Annotated in this window: 21 protein-coding genes; 11 read left to right on the forward strand and 10 right to left on the reverse strand. The window is 50.8% G+C overall.

Annotated elements, in window-relative coordinates:
* Positions 1 to 12: 12 nt before the first annotated feature.
* On the reverse strand, positions 13 to 234 hold the full coding sequence (locus QMZ30_RS02355; RefSeq protein ID WP_283226225.1) for an MbtH family protein: 222 nt from the start codon (positions 232 to 234) through the stop codon (positions 13 to 15).
* Positions 227 to 1,585: an enterochelin esterase gene (gene fes / locus QMZ30_RS02360; protein ID WP_283226226.1), complete on the reverse strand. Its 1,359-nt coding sequence runs from the start codon at positions 1,583 to 1,585 to the stop codon at positions 227 to 229. Before fes ends, QMZ30_RS02355 begins: the two co-directional genes overlap by 8 nt.
* A gap of 277 nt (positions 1,586 to 1,862) precedes the next feature.
* On the opposite strand from fes, the gene QMZ30_RS02365 reads away from it, so the two are divergent.
* Both QMZ30_RS02365 and QMZ30_RS02370 read left to right on the forward strand, forming a co-directional pair.
* Entirely contained in the window at positions 1,863 to 4,052 is a 2,190-nt protein-coding gene (locus QMZ30_RS02365) for a TonB-dependent siderophore receptor (RefSeq protein ID WP_502921462.1), read from the forward strand.
* A gap of 194 nt (positions 4,053 to 4,246) precedes the next feature.
* On the forward strand, positions 4,247 to 4,705 hold the full coding sequence (locus QMZ30_RS02370; protein ID WP_283226228.1) for a hypothetical protein: 459 nt from the start codon (positions 4,247 to 4,249) through the stop codon (positions 4,703 to 4,705).
* Positions 4,706 to 4,744: 39 nt separating this feature from the next.
* Here the strand turns inward: QMZ30_RS02370 and QMZ30_RS02375 are convergent, their stop codons facing one another.
* Both QMZ30_RS02375 and QMZ30_RS02380 read right to left on the reverse strand, forming a co-directional pair.
* A complete protein-coding gene (locus tag QMZ30_RS02375; RefSeq protein WP_283226229.1) occupies positions 4,745 to 5,374 on the reverse strand; it encodes a LysE family translocator in 630 nt (209 codons plus the stop codon).
* A 78-nt stretch (positions 5,375 to 5,452) separates the two neighbouring features.
* Positions 5,453 to 6,202 (reverse strand): YoaK family protein, encoded by a 750-nt coding sequence (locus tag QMZ30_RS02380; RefSeq protein ID WP_283226230.1) that lies wholly within the window; start codon positions 6,200 to 6,202, stop codon positions 5,453 to 5,455.
* 221 nt (positions 6,203 to 6,423) lie between these two features.
* Between QMZ30_RS02380 and QMZ30_RS02385 the strand changes: the two genes are divergently transcribed.
* The 3 genes from QMZ30_RS02385 (at position 6,424) to QMZ30_RS02395 (ending at position 8,174) form a co-directional block, all read left to right on the forward strand.
* On the forward strand, positions 6,424 to 7,326 hold the full coding sequence (locus QMZ30_RS02385) for a lipid kinase (RefSeq protein WP_283226231.1): 903 nt from the start codon (positions 6,424 to 6,426) through the stop codon (positions 7,324 to 7,326).
* A gap of 193 nt (positions 7,327 to 7,519) precedes the next feature.
* Positions 7,520 to 7,891, forward strand: a complete 372-nt coding sequence (locus tag QMZ30_RS02390) for a type II toxin-antitoxin system RelE/ParE family toxin (RefSeq protein ID WP_283226232.1) — start codon at positions 7,520 to 7,522, stop codon at positions 7,889 to 7,891.
* Complete coding sequence (locus QMZ30_RS02395; RefSeq protein WP_283226233.1) at positions 7,875 to 8,174, forward strand: XRE family transcriptional regulator; 300 nt, start codon at positions 7,875 to 7,877, stop codon at positions 8,172 to 8,174. The genes QMZ30_RS02390 and QMZ30_RS02395 overlap by 17 nt, the downstream gene beginning before the upstream one ends.
* A 53-nt stretch (positions 8,175 to 8,227) precedes the next feature.
* Here the strand turns inward: QMZ30_RS02395 and QMZ30_RS02400 are convergent, their stop codons facing one another.
* Positions 8,228 to 8,842 (reverse strand): class I SAM-dependent DNA methyltransferase, encoded by a 615-nt coding sequence (locus QMZ30_RS02400; protein ID WP_283226234.1) that lies wholly within the window; start codon positions 8,840 to 8,842, stop codon positions 8,228 to 8,230.
* Positions 8,843 to 9,282: 440 nt separating this feature from the next.
* Here QMZ30_RS02400 and QMZ30_RS02405 point away from each other — a divergent pair, with 440 nt between their 5' ends.
* The 3 genes from QMZ30_RS02405 to QMZ30_RS02415 all read left to right on the forward strand — a co-directional run bounded on the left by QMZ30_RS02405 (position 9,283) and on the right by QMZ30_RS02415 (position 11,860).
* Positions 9,283 to 10,617: an oligosaccharide flippase family protein gene (locus QMZ30_RS02405; protein WP_283226235.1), complete on the forward strand. Its 1,335-nt coding sequence runs from the start codon at positions 9,283 to 9,285 to the stop codon at positions 10,615 to 10,617.
* Between the two features lie 5 nt (positions 10,618 to 10,622).
* Entirely contained in the window at positions 10,623 to 11,492 is an 870-nt protein-coding gene (locus tag QMZ30_RS02410; RefSeq protein WP_283226236.1) for an ATP-grasp fold amidoligase family protein, read from the forward strand.
* 209 nt (positions 11,493 to 11,701) lie between these two features.
* Positions 11,702 to 11,860 (forward strand): hypothetical protein, encoded by a 159-nt coding sequence (locus QMZ30_RS02415; protein ID WP_283226237.1) that lies wholly within the window; start codon positions 11,702 to 11,704, stop codon positions 11,858 to 11,860.
* Between the two features lie 107 nt (positions 11,861 to 11,967).
* Here QMZ30_RS02415 and QMZ30_RS02420 read toward each other — a convergent pair whose 3' ends face one another.
* Entirely contained in the window at positions 11,968 to 12,156 is a 189-nt protein-coding gene (locus QMZ30_RS02420) for a YjfB family protein (RefSeq protein ID WP_039331118.1), read from the reverse strand.
* Between the two features lie 111 nt (positions 12,157 to 12,267).
* Positions 12,268 to 13,173, reverse strand: a complete 906-nt coding sequence (locus QMZ30_RS02425) for a LysR family transcriptional regulator (RefSeq protein ID WP_283226238.1) — start codon at positions 13,171 to 13,173, stop codon at positions 12,268 to 12,270.
* A 130-nt stretch (positions 13,174 to 13,303) separates the two neighbouring features.
* Here QMZ30_RS02425 and QMZ30_RS02430 point away from each other — a divergent pair, with 130 nt between their 5' ends.
* Together QMZ30_RS02430 and nfsB are read left to right on the forward strand one after the other, a co-directional pair.
* The gene (locus QMZ30_RS02430) at positions 13,304 to 14,305 is read left to right on the forward strand and encodes a zinc-binding alcohol dehydrogenase family protein (protein ID WP_283226239.1); all 1,002 of its coding nucleotides are present in this window, start codon (positions 13,304 to 13,306) and stop codon (positions 14,303 to 14,305) included.
* Positions 14,306 to 14,382: 77 nt separating this feature from the next.
* Positions 14,383 to 15,036, forward strand: coding sequence for an oxygen-insensitive NAD(P)H nitroreductase (gene nfsB / locus QMZ30_RS02435; protein ID WP_039331112.1), 654 nt, complete (start codon positions 14,383 to 14,385; stop codon positions 15,034 to 15,036).
* Between the two features lie 59 nt (positions 15,037 to 15,095).
* Here the strand turns inward: nfsB and QMZ30_RS02440 are convergent, their stop codons facing one another.
* Genes QMZ30_RS02440 through QMZ30_RS02450 form a run of 3 tightly spaced genes read right to left on the reverse strand, consistent with a single transcriptional unit; the run spans position 15,096 to position 17,935 of the window.
* The gene (locus QMZ30_RS02440) at positions 15,096 to 16,475 is read right to left on the reverse strand and encodes a heavy metal sensor histidine kinase (protein ID WP_283226240.1); all 1,380 of its coding nucleotides are present in this window, start codon (positions 16,473 to 16,475) and stop codon (positions 15,096 to 15,098) included.
* Positions 16,472 to 17,146, reverse strand: coding sequence for a heavy metal response regulator transcription factor (locus QMZ30_RS02445; RefSeq protein WP_283226241.1), 675 nt, complete (start codon positions 17,144 to 17,146; stop codon positions 16,472 to 16,474). The genes QMZ30_RS02440 and QMZ30_RS02445 overlap by 4 nt, the downstream gene beginning before the upstream one ends.
* 27 nt (positions 17,147 to 17,173) lie before the next feature.
* Complete coding sequence (locus tag QMZ30_RS02450; protein WP_283226242.1) at positions 17,174 to 17,935, reverse strand: alpha/beta hydrolase; 762 nt, start codon at positions 17,933 to 17,935, stop codon at positions 17,174 to 17,176.
* A 251-nt stretch (positions 17,936 to 18,186) separates the two neighbouring features.
* On the opposite strand from QMZ30_RS02450, the gene QMZ30_RS02455 reads away from it, so the two are divergent.
* Positions 18,187 to 18,957, forward strand: coding sequence for a transporter substrate-binding domain-containing protein (locus QMZ30_RS02455; RefSeq protein WP_283226243.1), 771 nt, complete (start codon positions 18,187 to 18,189; stop codon positions 18,955 to 18,957).
* Positions 18,958 to 18,969: the final 12 nt, after the last annotated feature.

Raw genomic sequence — 18,969 nt, forward strand, 5'->3', positions numbered from 1 at the left:
AAATAAGAAAAATTAGTGCGCGGTGGATGACGTCTGCTGCGTCGTGGGCCGCATATCCAGCCAGTGTGTTTCTACGTATTCGATGGCGGCGGTTCGTGCCAATGGCCCGGTGACACAGCGCCAGCCTGCTGGAACGGGCGCAAAGGCGGGCCACAGGCTGTATTGCTGGCGGTCATTCAACAGCACGAGGAAATCCAGGGCATCGTTATCAAACGGATTTTGTTGTTCAGACATGGTGTTCACCTTCAGAGGTTGCATCAGAGGAAAGAAAATCGGCCAGTAACCAACGGCAGCCATCGATCAGGCCACCGCGCCAGCACAGCGCATCGTGTCCACCGGCATAGCGGCGGAAAGAGAGGGTATGTCCAGCCGCTTCCAGCGCCGGACGAATTTGTTGATTGACGTAAAGCATGTCTGCCTCACGGTCACCCACTTCCTGAAAAATTGTCAGCTTACCGCCGGGAAGTTGGTTGTTTTGCAGGCGTTGCAGCAGGAGTCCAGGCGCGTGCTGCTCCCGGTTGGCGTAATCGCGGATGTATTGCAGATGCGGCCACCAAAACGATCCTGATTGCGTCAGCACGCGACCAAAACGCTGTGGCCAGTGCAGGCCAGCGTACAGCGCCGCTAAACCGCCATAACTCTGCCCCGCGACAACGGTGCGGTTGCCCTCATTGCTGAAGGTGGCATGCTGGCGCGCCAGTGGCAGTAATTCCTGTTGCATGGCTTGCCAGAAGGTTTCATTGCACGGCAGTTCCACTTCGCGGTGCTGGCTATCAATCACATCAATGAATAACCAGCAGGCAGGCGGCAGTTCACCCGCCGCCGTGACCTGGTCGAGGGCACTGAAAATAGGTTGGCCATAGACCCAGTTTTGACCATCCAGCAGGATCACCAACGGGCGTTGCTCTGCCTCGTCAGTGTGCCCAGTGGTGTAAAGCCAGACATTGCGCGTGACGTTGAGCAGGGCACTGTGCCACTGCAGCGTTTGCAGAGAATCCGGCCAGGTGTCGGCTAAGCCGGCATCCAGTAACTGCCAGGCGGACTGGTCTGGCGCATCTGGCATCTGCGCGTTGCTGAGGGCAAAACGGCGGCTGCTGAGAAAGGGCGGTGAAGCATTAAGGATGTCAGGGATCGCCAGCGGCATCAGCGAAATCCACCACTTACGCTGCAACACGCGACAGGTTTCATCATCGCCGCAAAACAGCGGTGGCAGATGGCCATCACCCGCGGGGATCAAACTGTAGCTGCCGCGCCAGTCGGATTCGATGGCGGTAGACCAGTGCCAGACATTGCTATCGCCGATGCGCGCCAGGGATTCGGGCATCTGGCTGTGGTGATCGGTGACGCCATTTATATCGATATAAACACGCCGGGTAGACGATAATGCGGAATGCCCCTGCGGGTCGCGCCAGAAAAAGTGCATGGTGGTTGTGCCGGTTCCATCACGCTCGATAACCGGTGTTCCCGCCGTCCGCACCCTGTCCCACCAGCTTTCGTGGCCCAAATGGGGCTGCTCTAACCAGGTGGCAACTGTCCCCGTCGGGAACCACTTTTCCGCCCTTAATTCCGCGTCAGATCGAAACATCCTGAAATCTATCTCCACATTTTCTTCAAAGACTTTACATTAACAAACGTAATGCAAATGCTATTGATAACGATTTACATTTGCAATATGATTTTTCGCGGTCAATAAACCTCCTGGATTTCAGTAAGTTATTTTGTGAAGTGCGTCACGGGGGGATTTAGGGCCGATATTTTCTTATGACAGTAATATTTCAATTCGTTACAGCATGTTCGCGTGCACAAGCCTGGCTGGACGAATTATTTCATCGACAAGGTAGTTTGAAATAGAGATGGCAACTATGTCCGTAAAAGCAAGAAAATCAGCAATACCTCCTGTGGCACTTCCGTTTAGACTTTCGCGGCTTCACTTATCACTGGCCTCAATTCTGTTAGTGGCGCCTGCTTTTAACAGTCTGGCGGCAGAAGAGACGATGACCGTTAATGCAGAAGCACGTGAGAGCGTCACCTCTCCCATGCAGGGTTATGTGGCGAAGGAGAGCAGTGCAGGGACGAAAACCTCCACGCCACTGCGTAAAACGCCGCAATCGATCTCGGTGATTACCCGTGAGCAAATGGACGACCAGGCCGCTGCTTCAGTGGCGGATGCATTGAGCTACACCAGCGGTGTGCTGACCAACTATCGCGGTAATTCCAACCGTAACGATGAGATCATCGCGCGCGGTTTCCGCTATGCACCCAAATTCCTCGATGGCTTAAGCTACGGGCTGTCTGGGCAACAGGGTGCCGCAGGGCAGATCGATCCCTGGTTACTGGAACGTGTGGAGATGATCCATGGCCCGGCTTCCGTGCTGTATGGCCAGGTCAACCCCGGCGGTGTAATCGCCATGACCAGCAAACGTCCTACCGCGCAGAGCATCCACAAAGTGCAACTCAGCACCGGGAATCAGCATTTGGGTGAGGCGGCGTTTGATTTTGGTGGCAAGCTGAATGATGACAACACGCTGTTTTATCGACTCAATGGTATCGCCAGCACCAAACATGAATTCGTGAAAGACAACAAGCAGCAGCGTATGGCGATTGCGCCAGCGTTGACGTGGTTGCCGAACGCTGACACCAGCTTCACGTTGTTAACCATGTACCAGAATGAGCCAAAAGCGGGCTATCGTAACTTCCTGCCAGCCAACGGTACGCTGTTCAACACCAGCGCGGGATACATCCCTTACGACTTTAACGTGAGCGATCCGAGCTTTAATGAAGCGAAGCGTGAGCAGACGTCAGTCGGCTATATTTTCGAACATAACTTCAACGATAACATCAGCTTCACGCAGAACCTGCGTTACAGCAACATGGACGAGTCGTACAAATATCTGGTCTACACCTGGGACGTGGATGGCAGCGATCACCAGATCAACCGTCGTCCGCAGCATGACAAGATCAAGTCCAAGGAATTGGGCATCGATAACCAGGTCAAAGCCACCTTTGATACCGGCAGCATTGCGCACACGGTGTTAGGCGGGCTGGATTACAAATGGAGCGATGTGGATAACAAACTGTGGCGTGACAGCGGCGATCAATACATCCTCGACTGGGCCAATCCCACCAGCGTGACGATTAACGAGAGCGATCTGGCGTTGAATACCAGCACGCGCAAGAAGCTCGATCAAGTCGGCGTTTATTTACAGGATCAGTTGGAATGGGATAACTGGAACCTGCTGCTGTCAGGGCGCCAGGACTGGGCGGAAGTGCGAACTCAGGACCGTATTGAGAACACCAACACGCAACAGAACGACAGCAAGTTTACCGGCCGCGCGGGCTTGCTCTACGCCTTCGATAATGGCCTGTCGCCGTACATCAGCTACAGCACTTCGTTCGAACCCAACCTGAGCACTGGTGCGCCGGGCAGCGATCCTTTTGCACCGACCACCGGTGAACAGACGGAGATTGGTGTTAAGTATCAGCCTGTGGGCTGGGATGCGGTGTTTACCGTCTCTGCGTTCGATATCACCCAGAAAAACATCACCTCTTACAACAGCGAGTTGGGCTATAACGAGCAGATCGGTAAGGTGAAGTCGCAGGGTATCGAAACCGAGGCGCACGCGCAGATCACGCCAGAAATCAAGGTGATGGCCGCCTATACCTTTACGGATGCCGAAACCAAAGAGAGCAATACCGCTGCGCAGGTGGGTAAAACGCCAGCCAGTATTCCCCGCCATGCCGCTTCGGCGTGGGGAAGCTATAGCTTCCTCGACGGCGCGCTTAACGGCCTGACGCTGGGCAGCGGTGTACGTTACACCGGCACCGCATGGGCTGATTCAGTGGGTCAGGACAAAGTGCCTCATTACACTTTGTATGACGTGATGGCGAAGTATGAGTTGGGTGAAGCGGCGAATTCACTGCGAGGCACCACCCTGCAGCTCAACGTCAATAATGTGGCGGATAAGCATTACGTGGCATCGTGCAGCAACACTAGTGCCTGTTTCTATGGCAGTGGTCGTTCGATAGTGGCTTCTGTCAGCTACAGCTGGTAAAGAAAGTTGGGGCGCATGTTGGTGCGCCCCATGTTATTCAAGCGCGTCCACGCTTTCGCTTTCCGTGCGGGTTGATGCCGGTTACCCCTGTTACTAACAGGATTTCGGAAAATACTGGATTTATGTGACTGTCATCACTGCATGAGGCACGCTAAAATAAACGCTTCTCATTCAGTAGAGGATTTTTTGTCGCGATGGTTTCTCGTTTCACATTAGCCGCATTGGCGGCTGCAATACTGCTTACCGGTTGTGCTCGTCACACCTCAGACAGCAGCGCTACGGCACAGGCTGAAGCGCCCGCTGCCGCACCTATCGAGAATGACAACATTCCTTCCCAGTTTGATAGCGGACCTACCGTGATCAACGTATCGCATCTGGTGACACGCACTGACGACGGCTCTTCTGTGTATGTCACGGTAGATGGCCAGGATGCAGGTTTGTTGCAGAAGGGCGAAAATAAAGAAATTCACGTCGCTGCAGGTAAACACCAGGTGGGTGGCTACGTGCAGACGCTGTTTGGTTTTGGCAAAGTGACCATTGCGTCAGTGGACATCACTACTGACGACAAGGGACCGAAGAACGTGGTGTATTCTGTGACGCGCCAGAAACCGGCCTTCAGTGAAGCTCCGGCCTCCACGCCTAACAATTCGTGATGCTGTAAAGGGTGTGGGCGGTGCTCACACCCTTTCGCGTTAACTGCGACTCAACACCAGCTTTAAACCCGCCACCGCAAAGCAGCACGCCAGCAAAGCATCCAGGCCGCGACGAATACGGCGATAAAATGCCGCCATCACGCTGGTTGAAAACAATACGGCATAGCCGCAGAACACCAGCACGCAAATGCCTGCACATCCCGCGATGATCATCGGCAAGGTTGATGCCGCGGCATCGGGTTTTAATGCCACAGACATGATCGCCACCCAGGTGAGAATGGCTTTAGGATTGCCCACATGCATCAGGATGCCCTGGCGGAATAATTTACCAAACGCGGTTTTTTCGCCGCTGGCCATAATCTCCGTGGCATCAGGACGGCGCAGGGCAGATTTGCCGGCTTTAAACGCCAGCCATAACAGATACAACCCCCCACCGATTTTCAGTACGATCAACAGCTGTGCAAAGGTCGCCAGCACCGTTAATACGCCACAGGCAGCTAACAGCGCCCACATCATCGAACCGCCAATCACCCCGCTGGCCAGCGCCAGAGCGGCACCGCGCCCTTTTTTCATTGCCGTACCCATAATCGCCATATTGCTTGGGCCTGGGCTGGCCGTGGCCACAAAATAAGTGGTGTAAATCAATATCAGTTCGTGTGAAAGCGCCATATTGTCCTCTGCGATGGGGGTTGTCCTTTTCCCCGTTATATCGCTTGAGAATGAGATTGGCTATGGAACATTTTTCATCTAGCTGGCAACGGCTTTCACGTGTCGACGGTTTTTAACTTTAAACAGGGTAAAAATAATCGACAGTGAGGCGATCACCACCAAAATCAGCCCAGGGCCCATCAGCGAGCCGAAACCCAATGCGTTGAAGATCAACAGCCCGACAATCCCGCCGGTGAGGAAGGAGAAAATCGTCACCAGATGGGTATTGAGTTGCTGCTTAAAGGCTCGAACATTTTTTGATGGATCGCGGCGTAATAACGCAATAAACACCGAACCCATTGAGATACCGGCATCGGTGAGGGTGCCGGTAATATGCGTGGAGCGCACACGTCCATTGGAGAGCTGTGTCGAGGTGGAGTTGTGGACACCCATTAAGAAGGCGAGCAACAACAATATTTCAACGTTATTATTCGATGAGAAATAATAGATCTCAAATAACGACGTCAGGATTAACAGCAATCCTTCGGCCAGCAGAATACAGCTGAATATGGTGCGCAGGCCATTAATCACACCCAGTACCACCGAGATGCGTGCGACCACCGCACCGCTAACAAATGCCCCAATCATCGCGATAAATATTTTCAGGTTTCGGATATCCATATCGTTCAAATCACTGGATATTTGCGAGATATTCCCAGACATATGTGAAGGAAAGAAACCAAATGCCGCCAGGGCCATTGCGTTCAGCAAGCCTGCTGAGGTCGCCAGGCAGAGCGCAAGGTTCCGATCTTCAATATGGGTTCTGGTTCGCTTCAGTTTTATCAGCATAATTCACCCTTCCTCATCGAGAGTATTGTGATAACGCAATGCGTCAAATCTGGTGTTCGCCAATTAATAAGTGAAGCACAAATATCTTAAGACGTTCTTAATAACTTAGTGATATAGATGAATCTGAATTTGGATGTAAAGATATCTAAGGAAGATTGTCAGTCTGGCGCGCTGTGTTTACTTTCGCTGGATATGACTGGATAAATAAGGAAGCGAAGAAAATGACAATGCAGGGTGCTCAACCTGGGCAACGGCGTGCGCTGCTGCTGGTCAATCGCCGTGCGCGTCGTGGTGAACAGTGGGCGCAACACGCGCAGTTAAAATTGCAATCGGCGGATTTCAGTTTAATTACGCCGCATGACGATGATCAACGCAGTTACAGTGAGTTGATCATCGCGCATCAGCATGAGGTGGATATGGTCATCGTCGGCGGCGGTGATGGCACCCTGAATGCCGCTGCGCAGGGTTTGTTGCAGTGTGATTTGCCGCTTGGCATCCTTCCCTTGGGCACCGCCAATGACTTTGCCCGCACGCTGGGGATTCCCCCACAGTTGGACGCCGCGATTGATATTATCGTGGCGGCGCAGACGCGTCGCATCGATCTTGGTGAAGTCAACGGCCACCTGTTTTTAAACGTCTCCAGCGTGGGCTTTTCCGCCAGCCTGGCACGTAATCTGACATCCGCAGCCAAGAAGAAGTGGGGCACCGTCGGCTATGCACTGGCCGCCTTACGCTTACTGCGTCAGAGTCGCCCGTTCAGTGCCACGCTGCAGTTTGACGGCCAGCAACAGGCGATCAAAACCGTGCAGTTTTCGGTGGGCAATGGTCGCTTCTACGGCGGTGGTATGACGATTGAGAAGGATGCGGCACCGGATGATGGTCGGCTGGATGCCTACAGCCTTGAAGTGCGCCACTGGTGGCAGATGCTGGCACTGTTCCCTTCGTTAAGACGCGGCACCCATGGCCGGTGGGGCAATGTGCGTACCTTAAGCGGCACCGAATTTATCCTCAACACCCGCCGTCCGCATGATATCAATGCCGATGGTGAGATCATTGGCCGCACGCCTGCACACTACCGCTTGATAGCACGGGCACTGGAGGTGTTTGCGCCGGGTAAGGTTTAGAGGCGGAGAATTCAAAATCACCGATAAATATGCAATTCGAGTCACATTCCACCAAAGCTTTGCATCATTTCAACCTTCCTGATTTGAACTGGATTCCAGTAACGATAAGGTATGGGCCTGAATAGATGAAATCTTCGATATAGACTGTAATGTATATCCTTTATTTATAGACTATAATCTATAAGGATGTATTGTGTGGACTGTTAAGGCAACGGATTACTTTTCTATATGGTTTGAAGATCAAGACAGAGCAATGCAACTTGATATTCTTGCTGCGCTAAATTTATTGAAGCAGGATGGGCCTCATCTGGGTCGTCCTCATGTTGATACGGTTTATGGCTCAAATATTTCCAACATGAAAGAGCTTAGGATACAAAGCAATGGCAGACCCATTAGAGGATTCTTCATCTTTGACCCACGGCGAAGAGCAATTGTGCTTTGTGCGGGCAACAAAGAGGGTAAAGATGAAAAAAGATTCTATAAGACCATGATAAGCACCGCTGAAAAGGAATATCAAAAACACTTGTCACAACTGGTAAGGGCTAAAAATGAAAACGTTAGATGATCTGATGGCTGATTTGACGCCTGAAGAGCTCGTACAGGTAAATGCTAAAGTTACCGCTATGCGACTCGATTCTCAGTTGTACAAACTTCGTGAAGCGCTGGATAAAACGCAAAAACAGCAGGCAGAAGCAATGGGTATTGCCCAGCCTTCAGTCGCCGCGATTGAAGGGCGGGGTGAAGATCTGAAAATAGCGACACTCAAACGTTACGTCGAAGCGTTAGGGGGCCAGCTTACCATTGGGGTCAATATGCCCGGCGGCGATCATGTAGAATTTACCCTGTAAGATGACTTAGCCTGAGTGTGTTCGTAGGGTGCGGCCGTCAGGCCGCCCGAAATTCAGCCACTCCTATACTGCGCCAGCCACACCGTCCGTCCACCGCAACTGGCATCTTCTGTCACCTGTTGAACGACCCTAAAGCCGTTATCCGTCAGCAACTGGCGAAACTCGGCATGATCGAGACTGGCATGATAGAGGGGCCGGTCCAGGAAGGTCCCCATCGCTTCACCATCGCCGTGCCCACTGGTAAACATCAACGCCGCGCCCGGTTTTGCATGCTGGGCGAAACGCGGAAACATCGCGCGTTGATGATCGCGCGTTAAATGGAAAAAACTGTCCCAGGCGATAAGACCGTTAAATGAGCGCGATAAAGCCAGACTCCGCATATCGGCTACATGCCAGGCAGAATGAGGAAATCGTTTATGGCAATGGGCAATCATCGGTTCTGCTGCATCCACTCCGGTTACATGAAATTGATGGCTTAGAAAATACTGCGCAATCGGTATGCCTGCGCCGCAGCCGATATCGAGAATCTCACCCTGGGCCGGAATCAGCGCCAGAAAACGATCCAGCCAGTGTTGCTCAATAAAACGCGTCTGGCGCAGGTTATCCCAGATGTCCGCACCTGCACGGTAGAGATCGATAATGTGGTCGGCTTCTTTTTCGTGGTTCATGCTTAATCTCTCGTATTCCAGTTGGCAATATCTTAGAACAAAATACAGCGCGAGAATAAAATTATGAAATATGATCCTTGTCACGAAATATACGCATTTTTTCACGGAGTTGTATTAGTTTAGTGATATTTCTGCAATAAAAACTTCGCGATAGCAGAAGTGCCACCCATGGATAAAGCGTAGCTATCAATTTCACCAAGGGTATGACTTCAAACCTTTTATTTATTAGCGTTATCCAGGTTGTTAATAAGTCTCAATTGGCTGGCGTGATGATAATTGTAAAGTTATAGATGGTCTCAATTTAAGATGGTCGCCGTCATAATTCTGATAAGTCAAAAAAAGCCTTCACTATTTTTTTATATGCCGCCACACTGTCAACCAAATAAAATAAGCATGCTAAGAAATTATAAACGAAGTGTAAGCAAGCGCGTGATTTGAACATGGATAGGTTAACTTTACATTTCTTTAGAGAAGGGGGCGATGAGGAAAGTAAAAAGGCACATCACATTAACATAGTATATGCATCTGCGAGATATGAAATGTACTCAAACGCAATATGGATCATGCTGGAAAAGTCAGTGAACATTATCGGGCTGATTTATATCAACTCAGTCATGGCTAAATATATTGGGCCTGACAACTTCGGTAAGATCGCCATCTCGACTTCACTCTTTATCTTTGTACAAACACTGTCATGGTTTGGCGGTCAGAACATTCTGTTCAAACGCATGAGCGAAAATACCAAATCTGGCATCGCATTAGCGATGCATACTCAGAACCAACGACGTATTTTCTTTCTGCTGTCATCAAGTGCAGTGCTCATTTATCTCTATTTTTTTACTGACCCCATTGTATTTTTGTTTGGTGTGGCGAACTGTATTGCCACTTACTATATTGTGATGGATTTTTTTTCTATCTATAACAACACACAGCTCAAATCAAAAATAAACACCATAACAAATGTTATCGGCCTGTCGGTTGCGTTACTGGTGAGATTCTGTATTGCTCACTTTGAGTTGCCCGTTTACTACTTCACGATACCTATCATTATCATCCCTTTAATGCCTTATATCATGCGGCAGGTTTACTTTAAGTATACAACGCCCATAAAAGAAAGCACGAGAGGGGCCGGGATGTATAATCGTCACATGCTCTATACAGGAGGAGCATTAATTTTATCGAGTATATCTGCAGACATATACACCCAAATATCCAGCATCTTTTTAGCGAAAATAATTTCGTATTCTAATTTGGGCGTTTATAGCGTTGCGTTAACCATAGGTGGTGCCTGGTCATTTATAGTATTAGCGCTCATCACCAGCTTTTTTTCGAAAATTTACAGTGAGAAAAACCCCATCACCGTGCGGGAACTGCTGGTTAAGATAAACAGAATTGTCATCCTGTGCTCGCTGGTTGCGCTGGGAGGATTTTATCTGTTTGGCGGGTATTTTATCCATTTCCTCTATGGCGATCGTTTCATGAAGGCCGTTGATATTATTCCGATCATCATTGTCGGGACAATGTTCTCCTCTTTAGGAACAATTTGCTATCGCTACATGATCAAAGAGTCGGGTTACAGCTACCTCGCGAAGAAAATGTGTTTGTGTTGTGTGTTAACCATCCCCTTGTCCTGGATGATGATTCAGTCATTCGGCATCAATGGTGCTGCGTATTGCTTTTTGATCGTCGAAATAATGTCTTGCACGCTGCTTAATTATTTTTTCAAAAACAGAACCATCATCAACATGCATCTTAATGTTTTCAAACTGAGATAATTTATATGAAAATGATAAAACACACAGTAAAGTCCGCGCTGAAATTTAGCGCAAATATCTCCCCTGAGTTTTCTGCAAAGGCGCACTATTATATAAAGTTTAAGAAGAAGTTAAACCTTAGGAATCCGACCAATTTCAATGAAAAGATACAGTGGCTTAAGTTCAATGAGTATAAGGGGGATATCTACACCCTGTGTGCGGATAAGTATAAGGTCAGAGAGTACATTATCTCTAAAGGTTGTGGTGAAATTCTTAATGAACTGTACGGTGTGTACGATAACCCGCAAGCGATCGACTATGATGCATTGCCAGAAAAGTTTGCCCTGAAATGCAATCATGGTGCAGGCTATAACATCATCTGTGATAACAAGTCGTCGCTGGATATTGAAAAAACGAATAAGAAGCTGAATGAATGGTTGAAGCAAGATTTCTCCTCACATTTTGTTGAGCCGCAGTACAAGAAGATAGAAAGGAAGATTTTATGTGAAAAGTTTATCGAGAATGAGTCCGGTGGTTTTCCGGATGACTATAAATTTTACTGCTTCAATGGCAAGCCCTACGCGGTGATGGTCTGCATCGGCCGTGAGAAGGGAACACCCAAGTTTTATTATTTTGACATGGACTGGAACCCACTGCCTTTCGAGGACACGATTGAATTAATCAATGACAATCAACTGCCTGAGATGCCTGAGGGTTTTCATAAAATGAAAGAGTATGCATTCAAGTTGGCTACCGACTTCAAATTTGTCAGGGCTGACTTCTACCTGTTAAATGGTGAAGTTATTTTTGGTGAGTTGACGTTTACTCCGTCAGCAGGTCTGGATGTCACTTTACAAGAGGCTGACGTGATTTTGGGTGGTCAATTAAAATTATAATGTAAAATATCACTGCCAGAACAATCTAGGAACAGGGGTCTTAAATATAATAAGTATCAAGTGCTGACTACTGGCACAATGCAGTATTCATTGACGACCAAGACGAGCATTTCGCACCGAAAAGGGCTATTAAGATAGCGCGGGATTTTGTATAGTCTGTTGTGAACAATTGATAAGCTATTAAGATATTGCCAGGGAGAAGGTATACTATGTCTATATTTATAAAAATCGGCATTCCGATGATCACCACATCTATGGCAATGGTTTATATTGCTCGTATCAAGAAAGATAAAAATTACCTGATACCCGCTGGTGTTCTTCTCGCTGCAGGCTTCGTCAACGTGATTCTGGGGCTGGCGGGGCTTTGACAAGCGGGTTACAACATAAACACATCACGTCCGTTTAAATCACTCCCTGAGTAGGGAGTGTATAAACGAGGTTGTCCTCAACGCTGTACTGGCAACGTCATAACGAATCAGGCAGTGGTATTGATATTGCGACCAATCGCCGGATTGGCAGGCAGTTGTGGAATTGAATCCAAAATCCCGGCCGCCATCGATTGCTGATTATCCAGCGTCTTCTTTAGTACCAAGGTGCTCACCTTGCTGCTGAGCTCCATGTTATCCAGGCCGGTCGCCAGTGAAACGATTTGTGATACATCCATCTTGCTCTCCTTTAAACGACAAACAGGGGCTTGAACGGCTTTGAAAAAGCCTGATACGACTATCGGCAGTGCGGCATAAATCTTCAATGCCGCTTAGCACTGCATCAGCGATCACAACCGAGCGGTAATTGCACGAAGATGTGTTCTTAATATTGCATGCAAAGCGCGAATCGCGGGGGAAAACTGTTTGCGATGGGGGCAGATTAAATGCAACGGCGTGCTTTCGCCTGGCAGTTGTGGCAGCACAATTTCGAGGCGGCCATGCTGGATATCCTCACAGACATCAATCCATGATTTATACGCGATTCCCATGCCAGCAATTGCCCAGCGACGCGCGACTTCAGCGTCATCGCACAGTAAGCGGCTTTTTACGGTAATCTGCCTACGCATGCCCTCCTGTGGAAACGTCCATTTATCATAGACGTGACCACCCATAACAAACGGCAGACAGTGGTGTCTTGCCAGCTCTTCCAGCGTTTCAGGACGCCCATTTAGATCGAGGTAAGCGGGAGAGGCCACCATCACTCGACGGTTATCTTCGGCCAGTGGCAGCGCGACATAGCTGCTGTCTTCCAGCTTGCCATAGCGGATGGCGATATCCACCGGATCGCGGAAGACGTCGCTGATTTGGTCGGACAGCGACAAACGCACCGAGAGAGCAGGGTGTTCACGGCAAAAGTCCGTGATCAGTGGCAGTAAAATATGTCGACCGATATCTGAGGGCAGCGCGATTTTTAACTCGCCACTTAATGCATCTTCATGGCTCTGCAAACTGTCGGCACCGGCCTGCATCAGTGCCAGCATCTCCTGGGCATAAGGCAAATACTTCTCGCCTTCCGCGGTTAAGCGCAGGCTGCGCGTGGATCGCGCAAACAGGCGGCGATCGAGTTCGCGTTCCAGTCGCAGAATGGCCGCGCTGACCTGGCCGGGCAGCAAATTCACCTCGCGCGCAGCGCGGGAAAAACTGCCTAACGCGGCGGAACGGACAAAGAGGGTGACATCTTCCAGTCGGATCATTTCATCACTATCGCTGATTTTCACTCTGAGAGTGAAAGTGTTGCTCTACAGTGGGCATTTTTCAACTGCAATCGCCACGTTATTCTGCAGACAACTGACCTAACTTGCTGATGAATTGAGGAACTGCTGGATGAAAGCCATCGTCTATAGCCAAAACGGTTTACCGATTTTCGATGAAAATGCACTGTACGATCTGGATGTTGCCAAACCACAGCCCGGTGCGCGTGATTTGCTGGTCAAGATCAGTGCTATTGCGGTGAATCCGGTGGACACCAAAGTGCGTCACGGCGCGCCCACCGATAAACCGCGTATTTTGGGCTGGGACGCCGTGGGCGTAGTGGAGGCGGTGGGCAGTGACGTCACTCTGTTCCAACCAGGGGATGAAGTGTTCTACGCCGGGGATATCACCCGTGCCGGCAGTTATGCGGAATATGGTCTGGTGGATGAACGCATCGCTGGCGTTAAACCGCGTTCACTGGATGATGCCGATGCAGCTGCATTACCGCTCACTTCACTCACTGCGTGGGAACTGCTGTTTGATCGCTTAGCGATTGAGGCTGAAGACAACGCGGCATTGCTGATTATTGGTGCTGGCGGCGGTGTGGGATCGATCCTGACACAGCTGGCGCGCAAGCTCACCAACCTTACCGTGATTGGTACGGCATCACGCCCAGAGACGGCGCAGTGGGTGCGTGAATTAGGGGCTCATCATGTGGTGAATCATCAGCAACCTCTGGCTGAACAGCTCGCCGCGATTGGCCATCCGCAGGTGCGGTATGTCGCCTCTTTGACCCACACCGACAGCTATTACACGCAGCTGGTGGATGTGCTGGCACCGCAGGGCAAGCTGGCGTTGATTGACGATCCTGACACGCTGGATGTGGTGCCGCTGAAGCGCAAAGCCATCTCACTGCACTGGGAGCTGATGTTTACCCGCTCGTTGTTCCAGACAGCCGATATGCAGCGCCAGCATGATATTTTGCAACGTGTCAGCCAGCTGATTGATGATCGGACCCTGAAAACCACCGCTGGCGAACATCATGGTCAAATCAATGCCGCTAATTTGCGCAAAGCACATGCCTTGATTGAGAGTGGTCGGGCACGCGGCAAGATTGTACTCAGTGGTTTTTAACCTTTTGAAACACAATTGGTTTATGGATGCTGCTGCCGTGGCGTAATTTATTGCACAACGTAAATCAGGAGAATGACATGACTCTTAATGACGCAGTGGCGAGCCGCCACACCGTAAAAGCCTTTGCAGCCGGTAAAAGTTTGCCGCAAGAAGAGATCGACACGCTGTTGAACGTGCTGCGTAACAGCCCGTCCTCGGTAAACTCCCAGCCATGGCACTTTGTGGTGGCCTCGACAGCAGAAGGGCGTGAGCAGATTGCGCAATCCACTACCGGTGCCTTTGTCTATAACGGCCCTAAAGTGCTCAACGCGTCTCATGTGATTGCCCTCTGCATGCGCACCGATCTGGATGAAGCGCATCTGCAAAATGTGCTGGCGCAGGAAGAGCAAGACGGTCGCTTTGCCAAACCTGAAGGTAAAGCCGGGCAGGATAAGAGCCGCCGTGGCTATGTTGATATGCATCGCTATGAACAACGTGATATCCCACAGTGGATGGAGAAACAGGTTTACCTGGCACTGGGCGGCCTGTTACTGGGTGCGGCGATGTTAGGTATCGATGCCACACCGATGGAAGGTTTTGATCAGCGCGCGCTGGATCAGGCACTGGGCCTGCGTGAAAAGGGTTTCACTAGCGTGGTGTTGGTGTCGCTTGGCTATCGCAGTGAAGATGATTTCAATGCTGCGCTGCCAAAATCGCGTTTGCCGCGTGACGAGATTTTCACGTTTATTTGATAAATGCATGAAAAGGTAGTGGCGCAGTAAATTGCGCCACTAGAACACCTGACTAATAGTTAACGCGGAAAGCGTAAACTAAAGCTGTTCACCCCGTGCTCGCTACTTACCGCACAACTGCCGTGATGCAAACGCATGATGCTGCGTACAATTGACAAGCCCAACCCGCTGCTGCCCTGATGTCGTGAGGCATCGGCGCGCCAGAAACGATCAAAAATACGTGACTGCTGCTCGACACTGAGCGGCGCACCTCGGTTCTCTACTATTAACTCAAGACTCTCACCCTGCTCCGTGCTCACGACTTTGATGGTGGAGCCACCCTCGCCATAGCGCAGGGCATTGGCGATCAGATTGGCCAGTGCGCGTTGCAGCAACTGTGGGTCGGCGCGCAGCTCACCCTGCATCCTCATCTCTAACCGCATGGCGTGCTCTTCTGCCATGCCGTCAAAGTAATCCTGCAATTTTTCCCCCAACTGCGCCAGGTCGATGATTTGCCAGTCCATGACCTGGCTGGCATCTTCAGCTTTCGCCAGAAACAGCATGTTATCGATCATTTTCGCCAGCCGCTCCAGCTCTTCATAATTGGAGCCGAGCAAGGCCTGATAATCACTCACGCTGCGTGGCTGACTCAGCGCCACTTCGGTCTGGCCTATCAGGGTGCCAATCGGTGTGCGGAGATCGTGCGCCATGTCCGCCGAAACCTGGCTCAGTTGCTGATAGCCTCCTTCGAGGCGAGTGAGCATTTGATTAAAGGCGGCCACCAGCGGTTGCAGCTCCATTGGCACATCGTCTGACTGAATACGGTGTGACAAGCGTCGGACATCGATGGCATCGGTTTCTGCTGCCAACCGGCGTAGAGGAGACAGACCGCGCCGCACCAGCCAAATACTGATCCCCGCCACCAACATCGCGGCCAGAGCGGTAAACAGGATGATCTGGTCTCGATAGCTATTCAGCGTTTGGGTTCGGTCACTCATTAAACGGCCGGTAATGACCTCAATTTGCCCGCTGCCATCACGGGTGGTGACTAACGCCGCCGCGGAAATAAAGGGGGTGCCGTCCTGGGAGGTTTGATGGTGAACGGATGCCAGACCCAGAGGTTGATCGGCCGGTACCGGGAGGATGTCAGGCACCGGGCGTGCACCGGGGTTCACCACAATCAAAGGTGGCTGGCCAGGAAAACGCAACACCAGCAGGGATTCGGTATTGCCGAGCATATTGGCAAACAAGCGCGGTTTTTGCTGAATCAGGGTTATGGCATCTTCATCTCGCAGCAGGGTGCGAATCTGATCGATGCGCGTCAGCAATGCCGCGTCGTCGCGCACGCCAATCTGCTTCGCCAGAGAGTGATAAAGTGCAAAGCCACTCAGGGCGAAGATCACCATCACCGTGACACTGAGCAGCAGCGATAAACGCGTGGCCAGCGAGCGCTGTTTCATGATTCTGCTTCGCAGCGATAACCCACGCCATGCACGGTGTGAATCAGCGGTTGAGAAAATGGACCGTCGATCTTCTGTCGCAGACGTTTAACCGCCACGTCCACCACGTTGGTGTCACTGTCAAAATTCATGTCCCACACGCGAGAAGCAATCACGGTGCGGGTCAACACTTCACCGGGATGCAGCATGAACAGATGCAGCAGATTGAACTCTTTGTTGGTGAGATCGATACGCTGACCCGCGCGTTCAACCCGGCGCTTCAGGATATCGAGTTGCAGATCGGCAAGCGTCAGCACATCGGGTAATTTCTGCTGGCCGCCGCGTCGCAGTTGTGTGCGGACGCGCGCCAGCAGTTCAGCAAACGAAAAGGGTTTCACCAGATAATCATCTGCACACAATTCAAGACCTTTGATGCGATCTTCCACGGTGCCTTTCGCCGTGAGGAAAATCACCGGGGTATGAATTTGCTTGTCCAGCGCGGTCATGACGTCCCAGCCGCTCATATCGGGCATCATCACGTCGAGAAGAATCAGGTCGTAATGATGCTCCTGCGCATAGAACAAACCATCCTGACCATTCTCCGCCACATCCACGATAAATCCCGCTTCCGTCAATCCTTTGCGCATGTAATCGCGCGCTTTGGCTTCGTCTTCAATCACCAAAATCTTCATGCGCATCTCCGGGCGGGATAGGGGATATTAAGGCTGTGCCTGCTGAGCGGCTTGTTCAATCAGTTTTGCCACATCAGCAGGGTGTGACTCGTACACCGAATGACTGGCACCGGCAATTTCAACGGTGTGGCTGTGCGCGCGTTTCGCGTACATACGTTCCAGATCGGGGTTAATGATTTTGTCAGCTTTCGCCACCATGTACCAGCTAGGCTTGGTTTTCCACGCCGGGTCTGGGATGTTGGCGGTGAACACCGCAGCATTGGTTGGCATCTGCGCATGCGCTTCGAAATCCGCTTCGGCAGCCGGTAAATCTGCAGCGAAATCGCTGTGATAATTTTCCGGCGCAATGGTCAGGTAGCCATCAGTTGATTTGGCAAAAGGATGCGCGCTATTCGGGAATTTCTTGCCGTTACTGGCTTCAGTTTCGCCGTTATCCAGTGCATGGGCAGCGATGTAAACCAGACCCACCACCTTGTTGTCGTTACCCGCTTCGCTGATGATCGCGCCGCCATAGCTGTGACCTACCAGAATCACCGGGCCATTCTGCTGATCAATGATACGGCGGGTGGCTGTGACATCTTCAGGAAAACCGGTCAACGGCTCCTGCACCAGCGTCACTTTGTAGCCGTCGTGAGTCAGGCGGTCATACACCGGACGCCAGCCCGCTCCGCCCACAAAGGCACCGTGAACTAACACGATATTTTTGACCGGTTGCGCTTCAGCCTGCGCTACGCCGCTTGCCATGGCTAACAAGATGCCCGCCGCCAGGGTTAATTTTTTCAGTTTCATCAGTGTGCTCCAGATAAGAAAGGTTCGGGCACAGGATATGAAAAGCGCTCTGACATCAGGGTGAGCGAATCATGACAAAAGAATGACAAGGAGGGTTAAGTAAATCTTAACGGGGAATAAAAATCCGCTAACCTATTAACGAATATAAGAATTTACTCTACATAAACCCGCTATTTCAGTGGTGGTAATCCGCCCGTCATGGTATTAACTCTGCATGCTGTTATGCCTTAACCTGCCTGCTGGAGATAACCATGAAAAAGAGTTTGTCCTTCGCCTTACTGCTCTCACTCAGCGCGTTCAGCCAACTCTCTTTCGCTGAGCAGACGCTGCGTTTTGGTGTCGATCCGACCTTCCCACCGTTTGAATCTAAAGCCAGCGATGGTTCACTGCAGGGATTTGATATCGATATTGGTAATGCGATTTGTGCTCAGGCCAAAGTGAAGTGTCAGTGGGTGCAGATTGGCTTTGATGGCAGCATTCCGGCGCTGCAGGCGAAGAAATTTGATGCGATTCTCTCCGCGATGTCGATGACCAACAAACGTCGTGAACAGGTCGCGTTCAGTGACATGCTTTACAACACCCCCAGCGCATTACTGACTCCCGCAGACAGCAAGCTCACCGCAGATATCTCCACGCTGCGCGGCAAAACCATTGGCGTCGCACAAGGCACCATCCAGGAAACCTATGCCAAAACCAAATGGGCTTCGCAGGGGGTGAATGTGGTGTCCTATCCTAATCAGATGGAAGTCTATCCAGATTTGGTGGCGGGGCGTCTGGATGCCAGCGTCGCCAATGCCGTTTCAGCCGAGCAGGGCTTCTTAGGCAGCCCCGAAGGTAAAGGCTTTACCATCAAAGCCACGTTGGTGGACAAAACCATCTTTGGTGATGGCGTTGGGATTGCCTTACGTAAGGACGATGAAGCTAACCTGAAACAGATTAATAGCGCGCTGGCAGCGTTGCACGCCAATGGCACTTACGATCAGTTAGCGAAGAAGTATTTTAAATTCAAGGTGTATCCGTAAGCGATAAACCTT

Source organism: Pantoea sp. EA-12 (genome assembly GCF_030053355.1).
Taxonomy (GTDB): domain Bacteria; phylum Pseudomonadota; class Gammaproteobacteria; order Enterobacterales; family Enterobacteriaceae; genus Pantoea; species Pantoea vagans_C.